The organism is Mycobacterium sp., from assembly GCF_032159765.1.
In the GTDB taxonomy this organism is placed as follows: domain Bacteria; phylum Actinomycetota; class Actinomycetes; order Mycobacteriales; family Mycobacteriaceae; genus Mycobacterium.
Genome location: NZ_JAVHWM010000201.1, coordinates 14,212 through 28,316, shown reverse-complemented (window position 1 = coordinate 28,316; position 14,105 = coordinate 14,212). Strand labels below are relative to the sequence as shown.

The following is a 14,105-nucleotide window of genomic DNA, read 5'->3' as shown; positions in this document are numbered from 1 at the left end:
TTCCCCACTTGGCCGCGTCGGCCGCGGTGATCGGGTCGCCGGTGAACAGCATCTCGAACGCGAGCTTGCGCGGCAGCGCGTCAACGATCCGGAACACACCGCCGGCCGCGGCGACGAGCCCGCGCTTGACTTCTGGCAGTCCGAATGTCGCGCGCTCCTCGGCGAGGATCAGGTCGCTCGCGAGCGCTATCTCCGTCCCCCCACCGAGCGCGGTGCCGTTAACCGCCGCGATTGTCGGCTTGTCGATGAAGTGATGGACGTAGCCCGCGAAACCCCACTCGCCGTGCTCGGGGTGATAGATGTTCTCACGGCGGGAGATCGCCTTGAGATCCGCTCCGGCGCAGAACGACTTGTCCCCCGCGCCGGTGATCACCACCGCCCACACCTCGGGGTCGTTGTTCGCGGCCTCCAACGCGTCGCCGACCCCGATGCTCACCTCGCCGTTGATCGCGTTGCGTGCCTCGGGTCGGTTGATCGTGATGACCTCGACGTTGCCGCGCCGCTCGACGAGGGCCGATGAGCGCTCGCGCGAAGAGCCAACAACCTCAGCGCTCACAACAATTCCACGATCGTGGCGTTCGCCTGGCCTCCGCCCTCACACATCGTCTGCAGGCCGTAGCGAATTCCCTTGTCCCGCATGTGATACAGCATCGTCGTCATGATCCGCGCGCCAGAGCCGCCAAGCGGGTGGCCCAGCGCGATCGCGCCGCCGTTCGGGTTCAGCTTCTTCTCGTCGGCGCCGATGTCCTTGAGCCACGCAAGCGGCACCGGAGCGAAGGCCTCGTTGACCTCGAACACACCGATGTCCTCCAGCCGCAGCCCCGACTTCTTCAGCGCCTTCTGCGTGGCCGGGATCGGCGCGGTGAGCATGATCACCGGATCGGAGCCGGCCAGCGTCGCTGTGTGCACCTTGGCAATCGGCTTGAGCCCCAACGACTTCGCCTTCTCCGCCGACATGAACAACAACGCCGCCGACCCGTCGGAGATCTGCGAGGAGTTGCCGGCGTGGATCACGCCGTCCTCTTTGAACGCCGGCTTCAGCTCACCCATCTTCTCGATCGTGGTGCCGCGGCGGATGCCTTCGTCCTTGAGCACGGCATTGCCGTCCTGGTCCTTGATCGCGACGATCTGATCATCGAACGCTCCGGAATCCTGTGCCGCCGCTGCCTTTTCGTGTGAACCCAGCGAGTACTCGTCGACGGCTCGACGGTCGAAACCCCACTGCTCGGCAATCATCTCGGCGCCGATCCCTTGGTTGGGGGTCTGGTTGTAGCGCTGCCGGAAGGACTCGGGATAGGGATGCCCGCCATTGGCCAGCGACGAACCCATCGGAGTACGTGACATGGATTCGACGCCGCCCGCCACGACGACGTCATAATGCCCGGCGACGACGCCCGCCGCAGCGAAATGGATGGACTGCTGACTGGAACCGCACTGCCGGTCGACGGTCACACCGGGAACGCTCTCCGGCCAGCCGGCCGCGAGCACCGCCGTGCGGCCGATGTCGATGGCCTGCTCACCGGCCTGGGATACGCAACCCCAGATGACGTCGTCGACGATCACCGGGTCGATGCCCGCGCGCTCGGCAAGCCCGTTGAGGACTTGGGCGGACAACTCGCCCGCGTGCACCCCGGACAGCCCGCCATTGCGCTTGCCGACCGGTGAACGGACCGCCTCGACGATGACGGCTTCAGCCATGCCCTTCTCCTATCACTCGCCCGCGTTTGAAGACTTGACGTGTGTCGATTGTTGACCAGCGCTCTCGGCGGCTTGCGCTGGGGTGGCGTTGCGCTGCAGGCAGTGGGGTTTATAGGGCCTCTCACGTAGGGTAAATGCCGAAGCGTCGGGGCAGAGAAGCACACAAATCAGGAGGAATTGAGTTGTCGCTTACTACTTTGCGCCGTCAATCGTTCGGGGTGATCGCGTCCATCGCCTTCGGGGGTTTGGTCGTCGCCGGCACACCGGCAGCCTCCGCCGAGCCCGCATGCACGGCCGCCACACTGAGCACCACACTTGGCGGGGTGGCCTCGGCGACCGGCCAATATCTGGACGCTCACCCTGATGCAAACCAGGCCGTGACCAACGCTGGTTCGATGTCACCGCAGGATGGTGAAAACGCGATTCGGACGTACTTCGTCGGTCATCCGGGAGAGTGGGCCGACCTTCGCAACATTGCGACTCCGCTTGCGAACCTGCGCCGTCAGTGCCAGGTGCAGGTAGCGCCGGCACAGATCGCCAGGTTGTACGACGCGATGTCTCAGTAGGACATTCCTCTGCTCGGATCGTCGGGTGAACCTCGTCCTGTTTGGGACCGTTTCATTAAGGCGATCTATCACGCTGGAGGAAGATGACCGCTCTGCAGAGTGCCTTCGCGCGCAACTCACCGCGGCTGCGGCCTCGCGGCGGTTCAGTGCCTGGCTGGGTGATTCAGGTCGCCGTCACGGCGCTGTGGGTGGGGCTGTTCGTCCAGGTGTTCGTCGGAACCGGCGTCGGCGTGTGGTCGCTGGGCATCGCGTACATCGCCTACGACACGGCGCTGCTGGCGTTCGTGATGTGGCAGACGATGCCGATGGCACGCCGGCAGCCGGAGGTTTTACCCACCGCAGGGCCTAGCGTCGGTGTGCTGATCGCCGCGTACAACGAGGCGGGAGTGCTGCCCCAGACGCTGCGGGGTCTACTCGCACAAACCGACCCGCCCGAAGTGATCGTCGTTGCAGACGACGGATCCGACGACGACACCGCGGCGGTGCTCGCCACTGAGTTCGGCGACCACCAAGGGCTTCGAGTATTGCGGCTGCCGCACCGCGGGAAGGCCGCCGCGCTCAATGCGGCACTGCTCGACGTCGATACCGACGTCGTGGTCACGATGGACGCCGACACCCTGCCCGAACCCCATGCGATCGGCGCTCTGCGGCAGGCGTTCTCGGCAGACGCGGCACTTGTTGTGGCGGGCGGGGTACTAAAACCCGTGTGCGGAAACACGATTCGCAACCGGCTGATGCAGTGGTTCCAGACCTATGAGTACCTGCGCAACTTCGTTGCACGTTATGCGTGGATGCGGGTGAACAGCCTGCTGCTGGTCTCCGGTGCGTTCGCGGGCTTTCGCCGCGAGGCGGTGCTGGCAGTCGGCGGGTTCGACACCGACTGTCTGGTCGAGGACTACGAACTCGTTCATCGGATACAGCGACGCAGCCGTGACGACGGACTGGGATGGCGAGTGCAGATCGTCGGGCGCGCGGTGGCGCGCACCGACGCTCCGGGAACGGTGCGCGACTTCCTGCATCAGCGCCGGCGTTGGTTCGGCGGATTCCTGCAGACGCAGTATTGGAACCGCGACATGACGGGCAACCCGCGGTACGGAGTACTTGGCCTCGTGATGCTGCCGGTCAAGGCCGCCGACACCGTGCAGCCCATCTACGGGCTGACGGCGTTCGCAGTGCTGATTGTGTTGGCGGCCACGGGAAATACCGCGGTGCTTGTGCCCGTCGGCACGATCGTCTTGGCGAAGATCGCCATTGATCTGTGCGCGTACATGTGGACCATTCACTTGTACCGACGGTGGACGGACTCCGAGGCCAGCACCGCGTCTGCGGTTCTGGCCGCCCTCGTCGAGCCGTTCACGTTCATTCCGCTACTGCACACCGGGGCGTTGCTGGGGTGGTGGCAGTTCCTGACCGGTCGCCAAACGTGGGTTGCCCAGCACCGCACAGCCTTTGGCAGCGAGGCGGCCTAGCCGCCGAACCTGATTATCAGCGCTATATTGAAGAATGGTCGAAACGGGGCAGCACATGGAGATCGATCCGGCCGAGATGCGGGGTCTGCTCGACCGGCAGGCGATCACCGAGCAGCCGCGACCGCACCGATCCCTCTTACGCCGTGCTGAAAGGCCTGTGATCGGCCCGGGGCTTGAGGTTCAGAGCGGGTCGAACGCTTCGATCCTCCAGTCGCCCGAGTCCTTTCGCATCCCCACCCGGATCGTCGTGGCCTGTCTTTTCGGCGGCTGGTCGGCCTCAGTCGTCGTCTTGTTGACATACACCAACAGCACGGCCTTCTGGTCCGTCAGCGAAACAACCCCAGCGGCAAGCACTTCCGCGGTCTGCGTGATCTTCTTCTGTTGCGCACTCGGGATGACCTGGTCGTGAATAAACTTGCTGTACCAGTCCTTGAAGGAACCCGTCGTCAACGCGGCCGCTGCCGTCAGGGACGCTTCGACGTTCTCGGGCGTGTAGGTCAACAGTTTCGGGGCGTCGGCTTTCACCTCGCCGAGAATGGCCGCGCGGGCGTCGGCATCGTCCGCCGGGTTCATGGCAACCGGGCTCGTCCGTGTCGAACTTATTGCGGTGGAGCTGTTTTGATCCGCTCCACCGGCAGACAGCTGCCAGATGGCAATCACCCCGGCCGCCACCGTGGCCACGGTCAACAGCACGATCATCGTCCACCAGGCCCGCCGCGCGACTCTCACGGCACGACCTCCAGCGCTGATGCCTTATAGGCGTCATCGATCTTCTTCATCGTCACGCGCATTCGGTACGCCTTCGGTTCTTGCGCAGTGCCATCAGTTGTGACCTTGCTCGTGAACTGCACCAAGACCTGTGCGGTATCGCCCGTCAGCAACTCCAGCCCCGCCGCGTTCACGGTTCCCTCCGTCACGGACTTGGCCGCCACCGTTGCGTCCTTCAGGGCGGGGCCGAACGTCGCGAACTGAGATTTCAGCGGATCGGTGATGACGTCGGCGATGCGTTGGTAGTCCCGATCGATCGTCTGGTAGCTGATAAAACTCATCGCCTCCGTCGCGGATTTCGCGCCGTCGACGAAGGGCTGCCAACTGGCAGGCGGGGTGACCGGCGACGGCGCCGCAGAGGCGCCCGCCGACGTGCTCGGTGGCGACGACTTGGCAGTGAGCCGGATGACGTCGAACGTCGTCGCCGCTCCGAGAATCAGCACGAGGAGGAGCGGAAGCCCAATTGCCACAAGACGATTCGGCCGCGAGGCCACGACCGGCGGAGACTGCGGAACATCCCCTCCGTTCATCCACATGCGCGGAATGCTACACGCGGTGCCCACACCGACCTCATGCGTTCGAACTGGCCTCCGGCGCTTCGCTGCGGTACACGTGCACCGGCACGTCATCGTCCCACGGCTGCCGCACCGCCATGTCGGCCACGCGGACATGCCCGCGCTCGAATTCACCGGTCGCCGCGTCGACCAGGCGGTACTCCTGTCGCTGTTTGTGGATCGGTTGGGCGTCGAGCAGGATCACGCGCACCTCACCGGGCTCGAAGTGACACCGCTCCTGCATCGCGGCGATCAGTTGCTCGTTGTGCAGGTGGCCGTCACCGAAATTCCAGCCCACCGCGGTGCTGCAGAGACGTTCGCCTTCGGTGATGAGGTAGTCGTCCTCGTGATACCCGGCCAGTGCGCGGTGCACGAGCGTCAGCAGCGCCTTGCCGTGAGTATTGAAGCCCCGGAACGCATATCCCTTGTAGAGGTAGATCATCGCTTGTTCCTCGCTGCCGTAGAACCTTTCGAGCTGCGAGGCCGGCATGCTCGCGATGGCGACGATTCCTTTTTCGATCTTTTGGTTGGCCGACGGCTTCATGCACCAGAACGAGGTATCCCAATTGCCTGCGTAGTACCGCATTCCGGGCAAGAAGGAGACCTTGCGCGGAAACAGGTTTCCGAGAATCACGACGGTGGCCAACACGGCGAAAAGCAGCGCAGGTAGTGGAGTCGTCATGTCGGACAGCCCGACATGAGCGTGGCCAACGAACAGCGTGATGATCGCGAAGATCATAAACACGTTCCACTCCAACGGCACGCCCATCGGAATCGCTGACAAGATGCCCAAGTGGAAGCACACCATGACGAAGGCGGCGATGGCCGTCGGCCACCCGCCGTGGGAGAAGAGCAGCGCCAGCGGAACCAACATCTCGATCGCGGTGGAAAAGTGGGCGATGAATCGCGATACCCGACCTGGCCGCAGGTCGTCGGGGAAACGCTCGAAGAACCTGCGCTTCAGCCATTTCGTGCGGATCAACGGGTTGTTCGACATCATCGTCGAGATCACGAACGGAAAGTGCTTGTTGAGTTTTGACGTGGCCGCGCCCATCCAAATCGCCACGCACACAAGCTTGGCAGCGATGATCATGTCGACGCCGTAGCCCGCGAACAGGAATGCCACCGTGAACGATCCGTACACCTCACCGCGGGCGGCCAGGAAGATCACTTTGTCGCGCAGGCCCAGCACCGCGAGTAGACCCAGCACGGTCCAGATCTGCCACATCGGAAGCACGCCGACCGTCGTGCCCAGGGCAGGCACGGGGCCCGTGCCGTTGGAAAAGAGCGCCACCAGCAACACCACGAGCAGCGCGGCGTACAACGCGACGTCGACGGGGGTGCGCGAGGTCCCGCTGGTGAACGGGATCCGGCCCGGCCAGGGCGGCAGCCGAATGGTCTTGGGCCGCAACCAGTACAGGATCGAACCCATCGGCGGGACGAACCGGTTGTTCAACGGCCCGAACCCGCAGCCCAGGCCGATCACCTCGAACAACATGGTGTAGAGCACGACCTTCTCGAAGACGATCGGCTCCGTCCACCACGCCGCGACGTTGGTGAATCCGTCAATGCCCTTGGTGGCCAGCGCGAACAGCCAGCCTCCGAGGATGTACAGCAGAATTTTCACGACGTAGAACAGGTGCATCACCACGGGCGTGCCGAAGCCGACCTCCGCCCAGTGCCGGGCCATCGGGCGGATCTTCTCGCTGCGGGTGCCTTTGCTCCATTCGGCGAAGTCGACGACGGGCATGTCGGGCTTCAGGAATCCCATAGCCTGAATCTAGAACGTGTTCTACCCGGTGGGCCAGAGGTTGGGAAAACGCGGTCGCTAACCCAGAGCCGACGACAGCCGGTCGAGGTAGTCGTCGATGTCGGCGACGGCCGACTCCGCGGCGTGCACGCTGATCGCGATCGTGTCGCCGATGCCGTGCACGCCATGCGTCAGCCCCATCATCGGGGACAGCGCAGGGTAGCCGGCGGTCAGCACGACGGGCGTGCCCCCGAAGGTGAGGTCCGCAGGCCCTCGGTTCACGCTGGACACCACGGTGTTGCCCGTCACCGTCGATGAGCGTGCAGTGACGTCGAATTGCCTTATTCCCCAGCGCAAGAGCGGGGCGGGAGCGGCGGCGAGCGCGCGGCTGCCCGCCGCGAACGCGAGGTGATCGCCGCGGCGGCGCCGTGCGGCGAGATCTTCGGAGATCCGGTTGACCCGCTCGTCGAACGTCAGCTGCGGATACAGTCCCACCCCGACATTGCCGAAGTGGTTGTTAGATTGGCGCACAGCGCTTTTGGCCATTGGAACCTCGGCGCCAATATCCTCGGGGTTCTCGCCGCCCGCATGCAGATAGCCCGACATCGCAGCGGAGATCGCGGCAAGCACGGCGACCGTGACGGTCGGGCCGCGCAGTTGCTGGCGTCGCCGCACCACGGTCCGGATCATCCGTCGTCCGTCCGGGCGGGTGTTGACGCTCAGCACCGGACGTGACGGCGCGGCTGGCGGCACCGCGCCTGCGGCGACGTCGCGGTTGAGTTGCTGGTGCGCACGCGAAGCCGCCGCGCTGCGCGTCACCAAACATCCCCGCCGATCATGTTGCGGCTCAGGAACATCGGCCGCCCTGCCGAACAACACGGACGCCAGTGCAGAGGAGCGCACCCCATCGCCCAACGCATGCCCGACCTGGACCACCGCGACCGTCGACGGGCCTGCGCAGCCGGGAACCTCGCCGACTCCGCCGAAGATGTGCAGCCGCCACGCCGCGTCGCGAAGATCGAGCTGGTGCTCGGTCAGCCGTGCGACCAGGTCGAGACAATGCAGCCAGCCGCCCGCCACGTCGTGCACAACGATCTGGTCGCGGCCGAGCTCGCGGCGCACCCAGGAGGGATACGTCCACCCGCGGCCGTCGTCGACCCGCAGCGCCAGATCAGGGCAGCCGCGTGCCCGATCGAGAACCTGCTGTGTCGCATCAGCTTCGGGTTCGCCATCGAAGGCGTACAGCAGGAATTGATCGTTGGGGATCTTCGCCGACATCCAGTAGACCTGCGCGTCCGCTGCGGTCATGCTGAATGCTGTTTTGCTCCTCGCGTCCGCACATGCTCTCACCGCGCTCATCGTGGCATGGCCTACGGTCAGGCCATGACCTTTCCTGCACCGGCAGAGGACCGCGTTGCGCTGATCACCGGCGCGTCGTCGGGCATTGGCGAAGCGATCGCACGGGAGCTGGCCCGGCGCCGCTATCGGCTCGTGCTGGTGGCGCGGCGCGAGGAGGTGCTGGAGGCCCTGGCAGACCGGCTACGGGGACGGGCACTCCCCCTGACCGCCGACCTGTCGTCGCGGACCGAGCGCGCCGCCCTGCCCGCCCGCGTGGCGGAACTCGGCGTGAGCGTCGACATCCTGGTCAACAACGCCGGCTTGTCGACGATCGGACCCGTCGCCAAGGCCGATCCCGACAAGGAACTCAACCTCGTCGAGGTCGACGTCGCCGCGGTCGTCGACCTGACCTGCCGGTTCCTGCCCGGCATGGTCGAGCGCCGTCGCGGGGCCGTGTTGAACGTCGCGTCCGTCGCCGCGTTCGGACCGGCGCCGGGCCAGGCGTCATACGGAGCGGCCAAGGCGTTCGTGCTTTCCTACACCGAGGCCCTGCGCGGCGAGCTACGCGGCAGCGGTGTGACCGCAACCGCGCTGTGCCCCGGCCCGGTCAAGACCGGATTCGGCGAGGCGGCGGGCGTCAGCGATGAGTTTTTCGAGGCCGCGCTGCCGTCGGTGCTGTGGCAGACCGCCGACCAAGTTGCTCGCGCCGGGATCGACGGCTTGGCGGCAGGCAAGGGAGTCGTGGTGCCGGGCGGCTTCAACCGGGCCGCGGGTGTCCTCTACCGGCTGGCGCCCCGGGATCTGATCGTGCCCTTCCTCGCGCGCCAGCACCCCGGCTTGAAGAACACCTAGCCCCCTTGCGTCCAATCGCACCGATTTCTGCACCAGGGCAGTTAAATTCGCCGAAACGCGACCCTCCTGCAGATCTCGGCGCAATGCCGTTACTAAAGTGACGGAACGTCACGCCCCGTCGGCCGCCGCCTCGAGCTCGGCGATCACGATCTTGCGCATGCCGAGCATCGCCTTGGTGGCCGCGGTCGCGCGGGCGGGGTCAGGATCGCCGATCAGCTCGAAAAGCCGGTCGGGGACGATCTGCCAGCTGACACCGAAGCGGTCTTTCAGCCAACCGCACTGCGATTCCTCGCCGCCTGCGACCAGCCTGTCCCAGTAATAGTCAACCTCGTCCTGGTCCTTGCAGCTGACCATGAACGAGACGGCTTCGGTGAACGGGAACTGCGGGCCCCCGTTGATGCCGACGAACCGCGTGCCGTCGAGCACGAAGCTGCCCGAGACCACCTCGCCGGGCGTTCCTGGGCCTGCCTCGGTGTACCGATTCATGCCCTCGACCTTCGAGTTCGGGAACACAGAGGTGTAGAACTCCGCGGCTTCCTCGAGGTCATTGTCGAACCAAAGCGATGGTGTGATCGTCATGCAGCTACAGACCTCCTCGAGAACGAAAACTCATCGCGTGGCTCCAAGTGCCCGCAGTGCGAAGTCGTGGACATACGTCACGAGAAGCTCGCGGTCAGGGCCCATTCCGAGGAAGGGACCCGCGAATGCCCGGTCCACGACGGCATGAATCGCGGCCGCGTCGCGATCGGGCTCGGCCAGCGGAAAGGAGCCGTCGTCGCAGCCCCGTCGCAGGATGTCGGCGAGGATCCGTTCCCGATCGGCCCGAAGCTTCGCGCTCGCTTCGCGATAGCCCTTGGCCACCCGCACTTCATCGGAATCCAGCACCACGATGTGCGCGCGCCGCCGCGGGTTGTATGCGAGGCCGAGCAGGAAGTCGATCCACGCCTTCAGCTGGTCGACCGGGCTCTGCGCGGTGTCGTCGGCGATGCGACGCATTCGACGGGTGACGGCGTCGCTGTCGCGCTTGAGCATGGCCAGGAACAGCTCGTCCTTTGACGCGAAGTGCCGATAGAACGCGCGCGTCGAGAGGTTCGCGCCGTCCAAAATCGCTGCGACCGACACCGGCCCCTGGTGTGGCGACGACAGGCAGGCGTAGGCGGCGTCAATGATGTCCGCGCGCTCGTCGGCGGCGATCCGATTCCGCGGTGGCACGAGGGCCGATTCTAAGGCGTCGGCTAGCGTGAGCCGGATGAACAGCAAGCCGGACACGGTGACGTATCGCGGCGTCAGCGGACTGGCGCTGGTCGCCGACGAGTGGAACCACGGCACAGCCGCGCACGGACGGCCCGCGATCCTGATGCTGCACGGCGGCGGCCAGAACCGGTTCTCGTGGAAGAACACCGGTCAGGTGCTCGCTGATCAGGGCTTTCACGTCGCCGCGCTGGACTCCCGGGGCCACGGTGACAGCGCATGGTCACCCGACGCCGAGTACGGGCTCGAGGTGTTGCGCGATGACGTGCTGCACGTCATCGACGCGATCGGCGGCCCGGTGGTGCTGATCGGCGCCAGCATGGGTGGCCTCACCGGCATCTTGGCCGCCGATAAGGCAGGTCCGGAGAAGGTGACCAAGCTGATCCTGGTCGACGTCGTGCCGCGGTACGACAAGGACGGCAGCGCCCGGATCCGGGAGTTCATGTTCAGCAACATCGACGGATTCGCGACGCTGGAGCACGCGGCAGACGCGGTCGCCGCGTACCTGCCACACCGGACCAAACCCCGCAGCCCCGAGGGCCTGAAGAAGAATCTGCGCCTGCGTGATGGCCGCTGGTACTGGCACTGGGATCCGAACCTGATGACCAAACCCGGCGACGACCCACAGCTGCGCGTCGAGAAGATGGAGCGCGCGGCGATCGACCTGAAGATCCCGATCCTGCTGATCCGCGGCAAGCTGTCCGACGTGGTCAGCCCGGAAGGCGTCAAGGACTTCCTCCAGAAAGTCCCCAACGCGGAGTTCGTCGAACTCTCTGAGGCGGGCCACACCGCAGCGGGCGACGACAACGACGCGTTCACCGACGCCGTCGTGCAGTTCGTCAAGCGCTGAGCTTTACATTACGAACGTGACCCTCGTTCTCACTGCGCAACCGACGCCTCAGCTCGCGATCATCACGCTCAACAATCCCGACAGGCTCAACGCGCTCAGCATGGAGATGCTTGGCGAGCTGCACGCAGCACTTGACAACCTGGCTGCATCCGACTGCCGGGTGGTGATCCTCACCGGCGCGGGCCGCGGATTCTGTTCGGGTCTCGACCTTTCCGAGCCGGCCGTCGCCCCCACGGCCCGCAGCCGCACCGGCCCGGCGGCGGCCATGCGGACCCAGGAGTTCGTCGCGTCGCTCGTGCCGAAGATCATGGCATTGCCGCAGCCGGTGATCGCTGCCGTCAACGGCGCGGCCGTCGGCGGCGGACTCGGCATCGCCGCGGCCTGCGATTTCCGGATCGCCTCCACCACCGCGATGTTCTGCACGCAGTTCATCAAGCTGGGCCTCGGGGGATGCGACATCGGGGTCAGCTACACGCTCCCCAAGATTCTCGGCACTACCCGAGCGGCGGATTTGATCTTCACCGCACGCCGGGTCGGCGCCGACGAAGCCGAGCGCATCGGTCTGGTATCCGAGGTGGTCGACGACGAGCATCTCCTGGCACGGGCGCAGGAGATCGCCGATATCTTGCTCTCGCACAGTCCCTTTGGATTGGAGATGACCAAGCAGGTGTTCAACGCGAATCTGGATGCCGCCAACGTGTCGGCGGCCATTGCGCTGGAGAACCGCACCCAGATCCTCGCCGCTGAGCACCTTTTCGCCGCGACCGGGCAGTCGTTCAGTGAACCAGCCGGGCGGCCGACCAAGGAGGCCCGCGATCAAGGCTGACTAGGCCAGCAGCGCGACATCGGCGCGCCGCGAGTCGGTGAGGACCTCGAACATCGCCCGGCGCGTCGCCGTCAGCTCCGCAGCCTCCTTCCCGGACAATCGAACTCGGCAATCTGCCAGCGCCGAGTTGTAGCAGTACTTCGTCTTCCCGTTGGTGTCGCTGTAGTTCAGTCCGATGACGTCTGCGGCTTCGGCTTTGATCTGCCCCTCGACGGCGACGTCGTCGAACCTGGCCGAGAACGACCATTCGAAGTCGTGGTACGCACCGTTGGTGCGCCGCGCCGCAAGCACGGTGCGGGCGGCGTATTCACCGCCGCCGTGACGCAGGACCATCAGCGTGGTCGGCGGCAACACCAGCGGCCCGACGCCGGCACGCGCGGTGACGATTTCCAGCGACGACGATGGCGCCTCGTCGAACCCGCACACCTGACCGAACGCATAAGCCGGTGTGTGGCGTCGCCCCCAGTTGTGGTTGACGCTGCCGGTCCAGCCGTTGATATCGAGCGCGACGCCGTCGGTCTGCACGCGGCCGTCGAACCTCGCCAACGGCGACCGGACCATCGTCTTCGCCGATGGAAACCGGGTCGAGTACTGCCGGTCCGGCAGTAGCTTGACGGCTTCGCCGGCGCCGTTGATCCGCAGATCCCACGACGCCGCGTGCGCGCCGCTCAACGACCCGCGCGCGGCGGTGTCATCGAGCGTGGCCTCACCGATCCGCACTATCCACTCGTCGGTGCGAAACTCCGCGTCCTCGACCGGGTGCGGCGCCTTGAGCGCCCGGTTGCCCGCGCCATCAGGATCGAAGACCATCAACCAGACGTCTGCGCTGTCAGCGCCGGCGGTGCTCAGCAGCATCGTCTCGCGCAGCCACAGCGCCTGTGGCCGGTCCGGATTGTTCGCCCGAATGAACCGGCTCTCGTAGTAGGGCGCCTTAATGCGGGCTTGCGCCATTGGATTCGGCCAGCCGCTGGTGTAACCGCGACCGGACTTCGTCGGGCGTATACGCATTGCGCCGACGTTGATCGCGTGCGACCAGCGCGCCACCCGCAGCGACCCCGACGAGCCCGGCCAGACCTGCCCACTTCCATATGTTGCGCATCATCCTCAGCCTAAGCTGCACGGGTGGACGCGCACACTGTGTCGCTCGAACGGGCGTTGGAGGAAACGCGAACCGGCGACATCTGGCTGTTCCGGGGCACCTCGCGGCCTGACCGGGCGATCCAGTCGATGACCAACAGCCCCATCAACCACGTGGGGATGACCGTGGCGCTCGACGACCTGCCTGCACTGATGTGGCACGCCGAACTCGGCAACAAGCTCGTCGACGTCTGGTCAGGAAATCACCACCGCGGTGTGCAGCTCAACGACGCGCGAGAAGCCGTGGAGCAGTGGATGCACAAGTACGGGCAGCAGTGCTGGCTGCGACAGCTCACGCCGTACGCGACCCGCGAGCAGGAGGACAAGGCGTTGCGTGTGATCGCACGGATGGACGGCACGCCATTCCCCAGCACCGCGCGGCTCACCGCGCGGTGGTTTCGCGGCCGGGTCCCGGTGGCCAGTGAACTCGCTGAAGGAATTCCGCTCCTGGACAAGAGGTTCCGTGCGGCCGCGATGCGCAAGAAGGCCCAACAGCGTCAGGCAGGCCTCGAGACGGCCTACTGCGCTGAGACGGTGGCGATCACGTACGAGGAGATGGGGCTGCTGTCGACGCTGAAGCACGCGAACTGGTTCGACCCCGGCTCGTTCTGGAGCGGTGACGAGCTGCCGCTGACCGCGGGGTACCGGCTCGGCGACGAGATCGCCGTCGTCGCTCGTTAGTCGACGGGAAATTCGGCCAACGGCGACCAGCCCGTCGCCTCGATCGACTCGCTGATCACCTTCGGTGTGGACGCCAGTGCTTGGGGCAGCTCGCTCTGGGCCGCCTTGAAATGGTCGCTGTTGACGTGCGCGGCGCCGGCGTCGCCGTCCCGGAATGCCTCGACGAGAACGTATTCGGCCGGGTTGTCCAGGCTGCGGGACCATTCGAACCAGAGGTTGCCCTCCTCGGCACGCGTCGCCTCGCTGAACGGCGCGACGAGCTCAGGCCAGCGTTCGGTCCACTCCGGTTTGGTCTGAAACTTCACGACGATGAAGATCACGGCTGCCCCCTTCCGCCTGAACCGTATCGCCGGTATGCGCACGGT

16 protein-coding genes are annotated in these 14,105 nt (G+C 65.7%); 6 read left to right on the top strand and 10 right to left on the bottom strand.

The annotated features are described in order from the left end of the window. Both QOH60_RS25930 and QOH60_RS25925 read right to left on the bottom strand, forming a co-directional pair. Nucleotides 1–556: enoyl-CoA hydratase/isomerase family protein (locus tag QOH60_RS25930; protein ID WP_526424752.1), on the bottom strand; the 556-nt coding region annotated here is incomplete at its 3' end. Then, complete coding sequence (locus tag QOH60_RS25925; protein ID WP_526424751.1) at nt 553–1,698, bottom strand: thiolase family protein; 1,146 nt, start codon at nt 1,696–1,698, stop codon at nt 553–555. The genes QOH60_RS25930 and QOH60_RS25925, both read right to left, overlap by 4 nt. 182 nt (nt 1,699–1,880) lie before the next feature. Here QOH60_RS25925 and QOH60_RS25920 point away from each other — a divergent pair, with 182 nt between their 5' ends. Both QOH60_RS25920 and QOH60_RS25915 read left to right on the top strand, forming a co-directional pair. Then, nucleotides 1,881–2,264, top strand: coding sequence for a hemophore-related protein (locus QOH60_RS25920; RefSeq protein WP_526424750.1), 384 nt, complete (start codon nt 1,881–1,883; stop codon nt 2,262–2,264). A gap of 83 nt (nt 2,265–2,347) precedes the next feature. After that, nucleotides 2,348–3,733 carry a glycosyltransferase family 2 protein gene (locus tag QOH60_RS25915; protein WP_526424749.1) on the top strand — a complete coding sequence of 462 codons (1,386 nt, stop codon included), beginning with the start codon at nt 2,348–2,350 and terminating at the stop codon, nt 3,731–3,733. Between the two features lie 180 nt (nt 3,734–3,913). Here the strand turns inward: QOH60_RS25915 and QOH60_RS25910 are convergent, their stop codons facing one another. The 4 genes from QOH60_RS25910 to QOH60_RS25895 are packed head-to-tail and all read right to left on the bottom strand — an operon-like array spanning nt 3,914 to nt 8,113. Further along, a complete protein-coding gene (locus QOH60_RS25910) occupies nt 3,914–4,462 on the bottom strand; it encodes a hypothetical protein (protein WP_526424748.1) in 549 nt (182 codons plus the stop codon). Continuing rightward, nucleotides 4,459–5,037 carry an Rv1363c family protein gene (locus tag QOH60_RS25905; protein ID WP_526424747.1) on the bottom strand — a complete coding sequence of 193 codons (579 nt, stop codon included), beginning with the start codon at nt 5,035–5,037 and terminating at the stop codon, nt 4,459–4,461. Before QOH60_RS25905 ends, QOH60_RS25910 begins: the two co-directional genes overlap by 4 nt. 34 nt (nt 5,038–5,071) lie before the next feature. Then, on the bottom strand, nt 5,072–6,826 hold the full coding sequence (locus tag QOH60_RS25900; protein WP_526424746.1) for a DUF3556 domain-containing protein: 1,755 nt from the start codon (nt 6,824–6,826) through the stop codon (nt 5,072–5,074). Nucleotides 6,827–6,883: 57 nt separating this feature from the next. Further along, nucleotides 6,884–8,113 (bottom strand): WS/DGAT domain-containing protein, encoded by a 1,230-nt coding sequence (locus tag QOH60_RS25895; protein WP_526424745.1) that lies wholly within the window; start codon nt 8,111–8,113, stop codon nt 6,884–6,886. Nucleotides 8,114–8,188: 75 nt separating this feature from the next. On the opposite strand from QOH60_RS25895, the gene QOH60_RS25890 reads away from it, so the two are divergent. After that, nucleotides 8,189–8,995 carry an SDR family NAD(P)-dependent oxidoreductase gene (locus QOH60_RS25890; protein WP_526424744.1) on the top strand — a complete coding sequence of 269 codons (807 nt, stop codon included), beginning with the start codon at nt 8,189–8,191 and terminating at the stop codon, nt 8,993–8,995. Nucleotides 8,996–9,103: 108 nt separating this feature from the next. On the opposite strand, the gene QOH60_RS25885 is transcribed toward QOH60_RS25890, so the two are convergent. Beyond that, entirely contained in the window at nt 9,104–9,574 is a 471-nt protein-coding gene (locus QOH60_RS25885; RefSeq protein ID WP_526424743.1) for a VOC family protein, read from the bottom strand. Nucleotides 9,575–9,604: 30 nt separating this feature from the next. After that, on the bottom strand, nt 9,605–10,207 hold the full coding sequence (locus tag QOH60_RS25880) for a TetR/AcrR family transcriptional regulator (RefSeq protein WP_526424742.1): 603 nt from the start codon (nt 10,205–10,207) through the stop codon (nt 9,605–9,607). Nucleotides 10,208–10,244: 37 nt separating this feature from the next. Here QOH60_RS25880 and QOH60_RS25875 point away from each other — a divergent pair, with 37 nt between their 5' ends. Beyond that, on the top strand, nt 10,245–11,096 hold the full coding sequence (locus QOH60_RS25875; RefSeq protein WP_526424741.1) for an alpha/beta fold hydrolase: 852 nt from the start codon (nt 10,245–10,247) through the stop codon (nt 11,094–11,096). A gap of 16 nt (nt 11,097–11,112) precedes the next feature. Next, nucleotides 11,113–11,922 (top strand): enoyl-CoA hydratase/isomerase family protein, encoded by an 810-nt coding sequence (locus QOH60_RS25870; protein WP_526424740.1) that lies wholly within the window; start codon nt 11,113–11,115, stop codon nt 11,920–11,922. Here the strand turns inward: QOH60_RS25870 and QOH60_RS25865 are convergent, their stop codons facing one another. Continuing rightward, the gene (locus QOH60_RS25865) at nt 11,923–12,873 is read right to left on the bottom strand and encodes a hypothetical protein (RefSeq protein WP_526424739.1); all 951 of its coding nucleotides are present in this window, start codon (nt 12,871–12,873) and stop codon (nt 11,923–11,925) included. It lies immediately after the preceding gene. Between the two features lie 186 nt (nt 12,874–13,059). Here QOH60_RS25865 and QOH60_RS25860 point away from each other — a divergent pair, with 186 nt between their 5' ends. Then, on the top strand, nt 13,060–13,740 hold the full coding sequence (locus QOH60_RS25860) for a guanylate cyclase (RefSeq protein ID WP_526424755.1): 681 nt from the start codon (nt 13,060–13,062) through the stop codon (nt 13,738–13,740). Here QOH60_RS25860 and QOH60_RS25855 read toward each other — a convergent pair. Beyond that, entirely contained in the window at nt 13,737–14,060 is a 324-nt protein-coding gene (locus QOH60_RS25855; protein WP_526424738.1) for a putative quinol monooxygenase, read from the bottom strand. The two genes, QOH60_RS25860 and QOH60_RS25855, sit on opposite strands and share 4 nt — an antisense overlap. Between the last annotated feature and the right edge of the window lie 45 nt (nt 14,061–14,105).

Bases quoted from the DNA above. Each gene is read 5' to 3' on its own strand.
- QOH60_RS25865 (WP_526424739.1), bottom strand. From the start codon at position 12,873: ATGGCGCAAGCCCGCATTAAGGCGCCCTACTACGAGAGCCGGTTCATT.
- QOH60_RS25890 (WP_526424744.1), top strand. From the start codon at position 8,189: ATGACCTTTCCTGCACCGGCAGAGGACCGCGTTGCGCTGATCACCGGC.
- QOH60_RS25895 (WP_526424745.1), bottom strand. From the start codon at position 8,113: ATGACCGCAGCGGACGCGCAGGTCTACTGGATGTCGGCGAAGATCCCC.
- QOH60_RS25905 (WP_526424747.1), bottom strand. From the start codon at position 5,037: ATGTGGATGAACGGAGGGGATGTTCCGCAGTCTCCGCCGGTCGTGGCC.
- QOH60_RS25885 (WP_526424743.1), bottom strand. From the start codon at position 9,574: ATGACGATCACACCATCGCTTTGGTTCGACAATGACCTCGAGGAAGCC.
- QOH60_RS25875 (WP_526424741.1), top strand. From the start codon at position 10,245: ATGAACAGCAAGCCGGACACGGTGACGTATCGCGGCGTCAGCGGACTG.
- QOH60_RS25900 (WP_526424746.1), bottom strand. From the start codon at position 6,826: ATGGGATTCCTGAAGCCCGACATGCCCGTCGTCGACTTCGCCGAATGG.
- QOH60_RS25925 (WP_526424751.1), bottom strand. From the start codon at position 1,698: ATGGCTGAAGCCGTCATCGTCGAGGCGGTCCGTTCACCGGTCGGCAAG.
- QOH60_RS25915 (WP_526424749.1), top strand. From the start codon at position 2,348: ATGACCGCTCTGCAGAGTGCCTTCGCGCGCAACTCACCGCGGCTGCGG.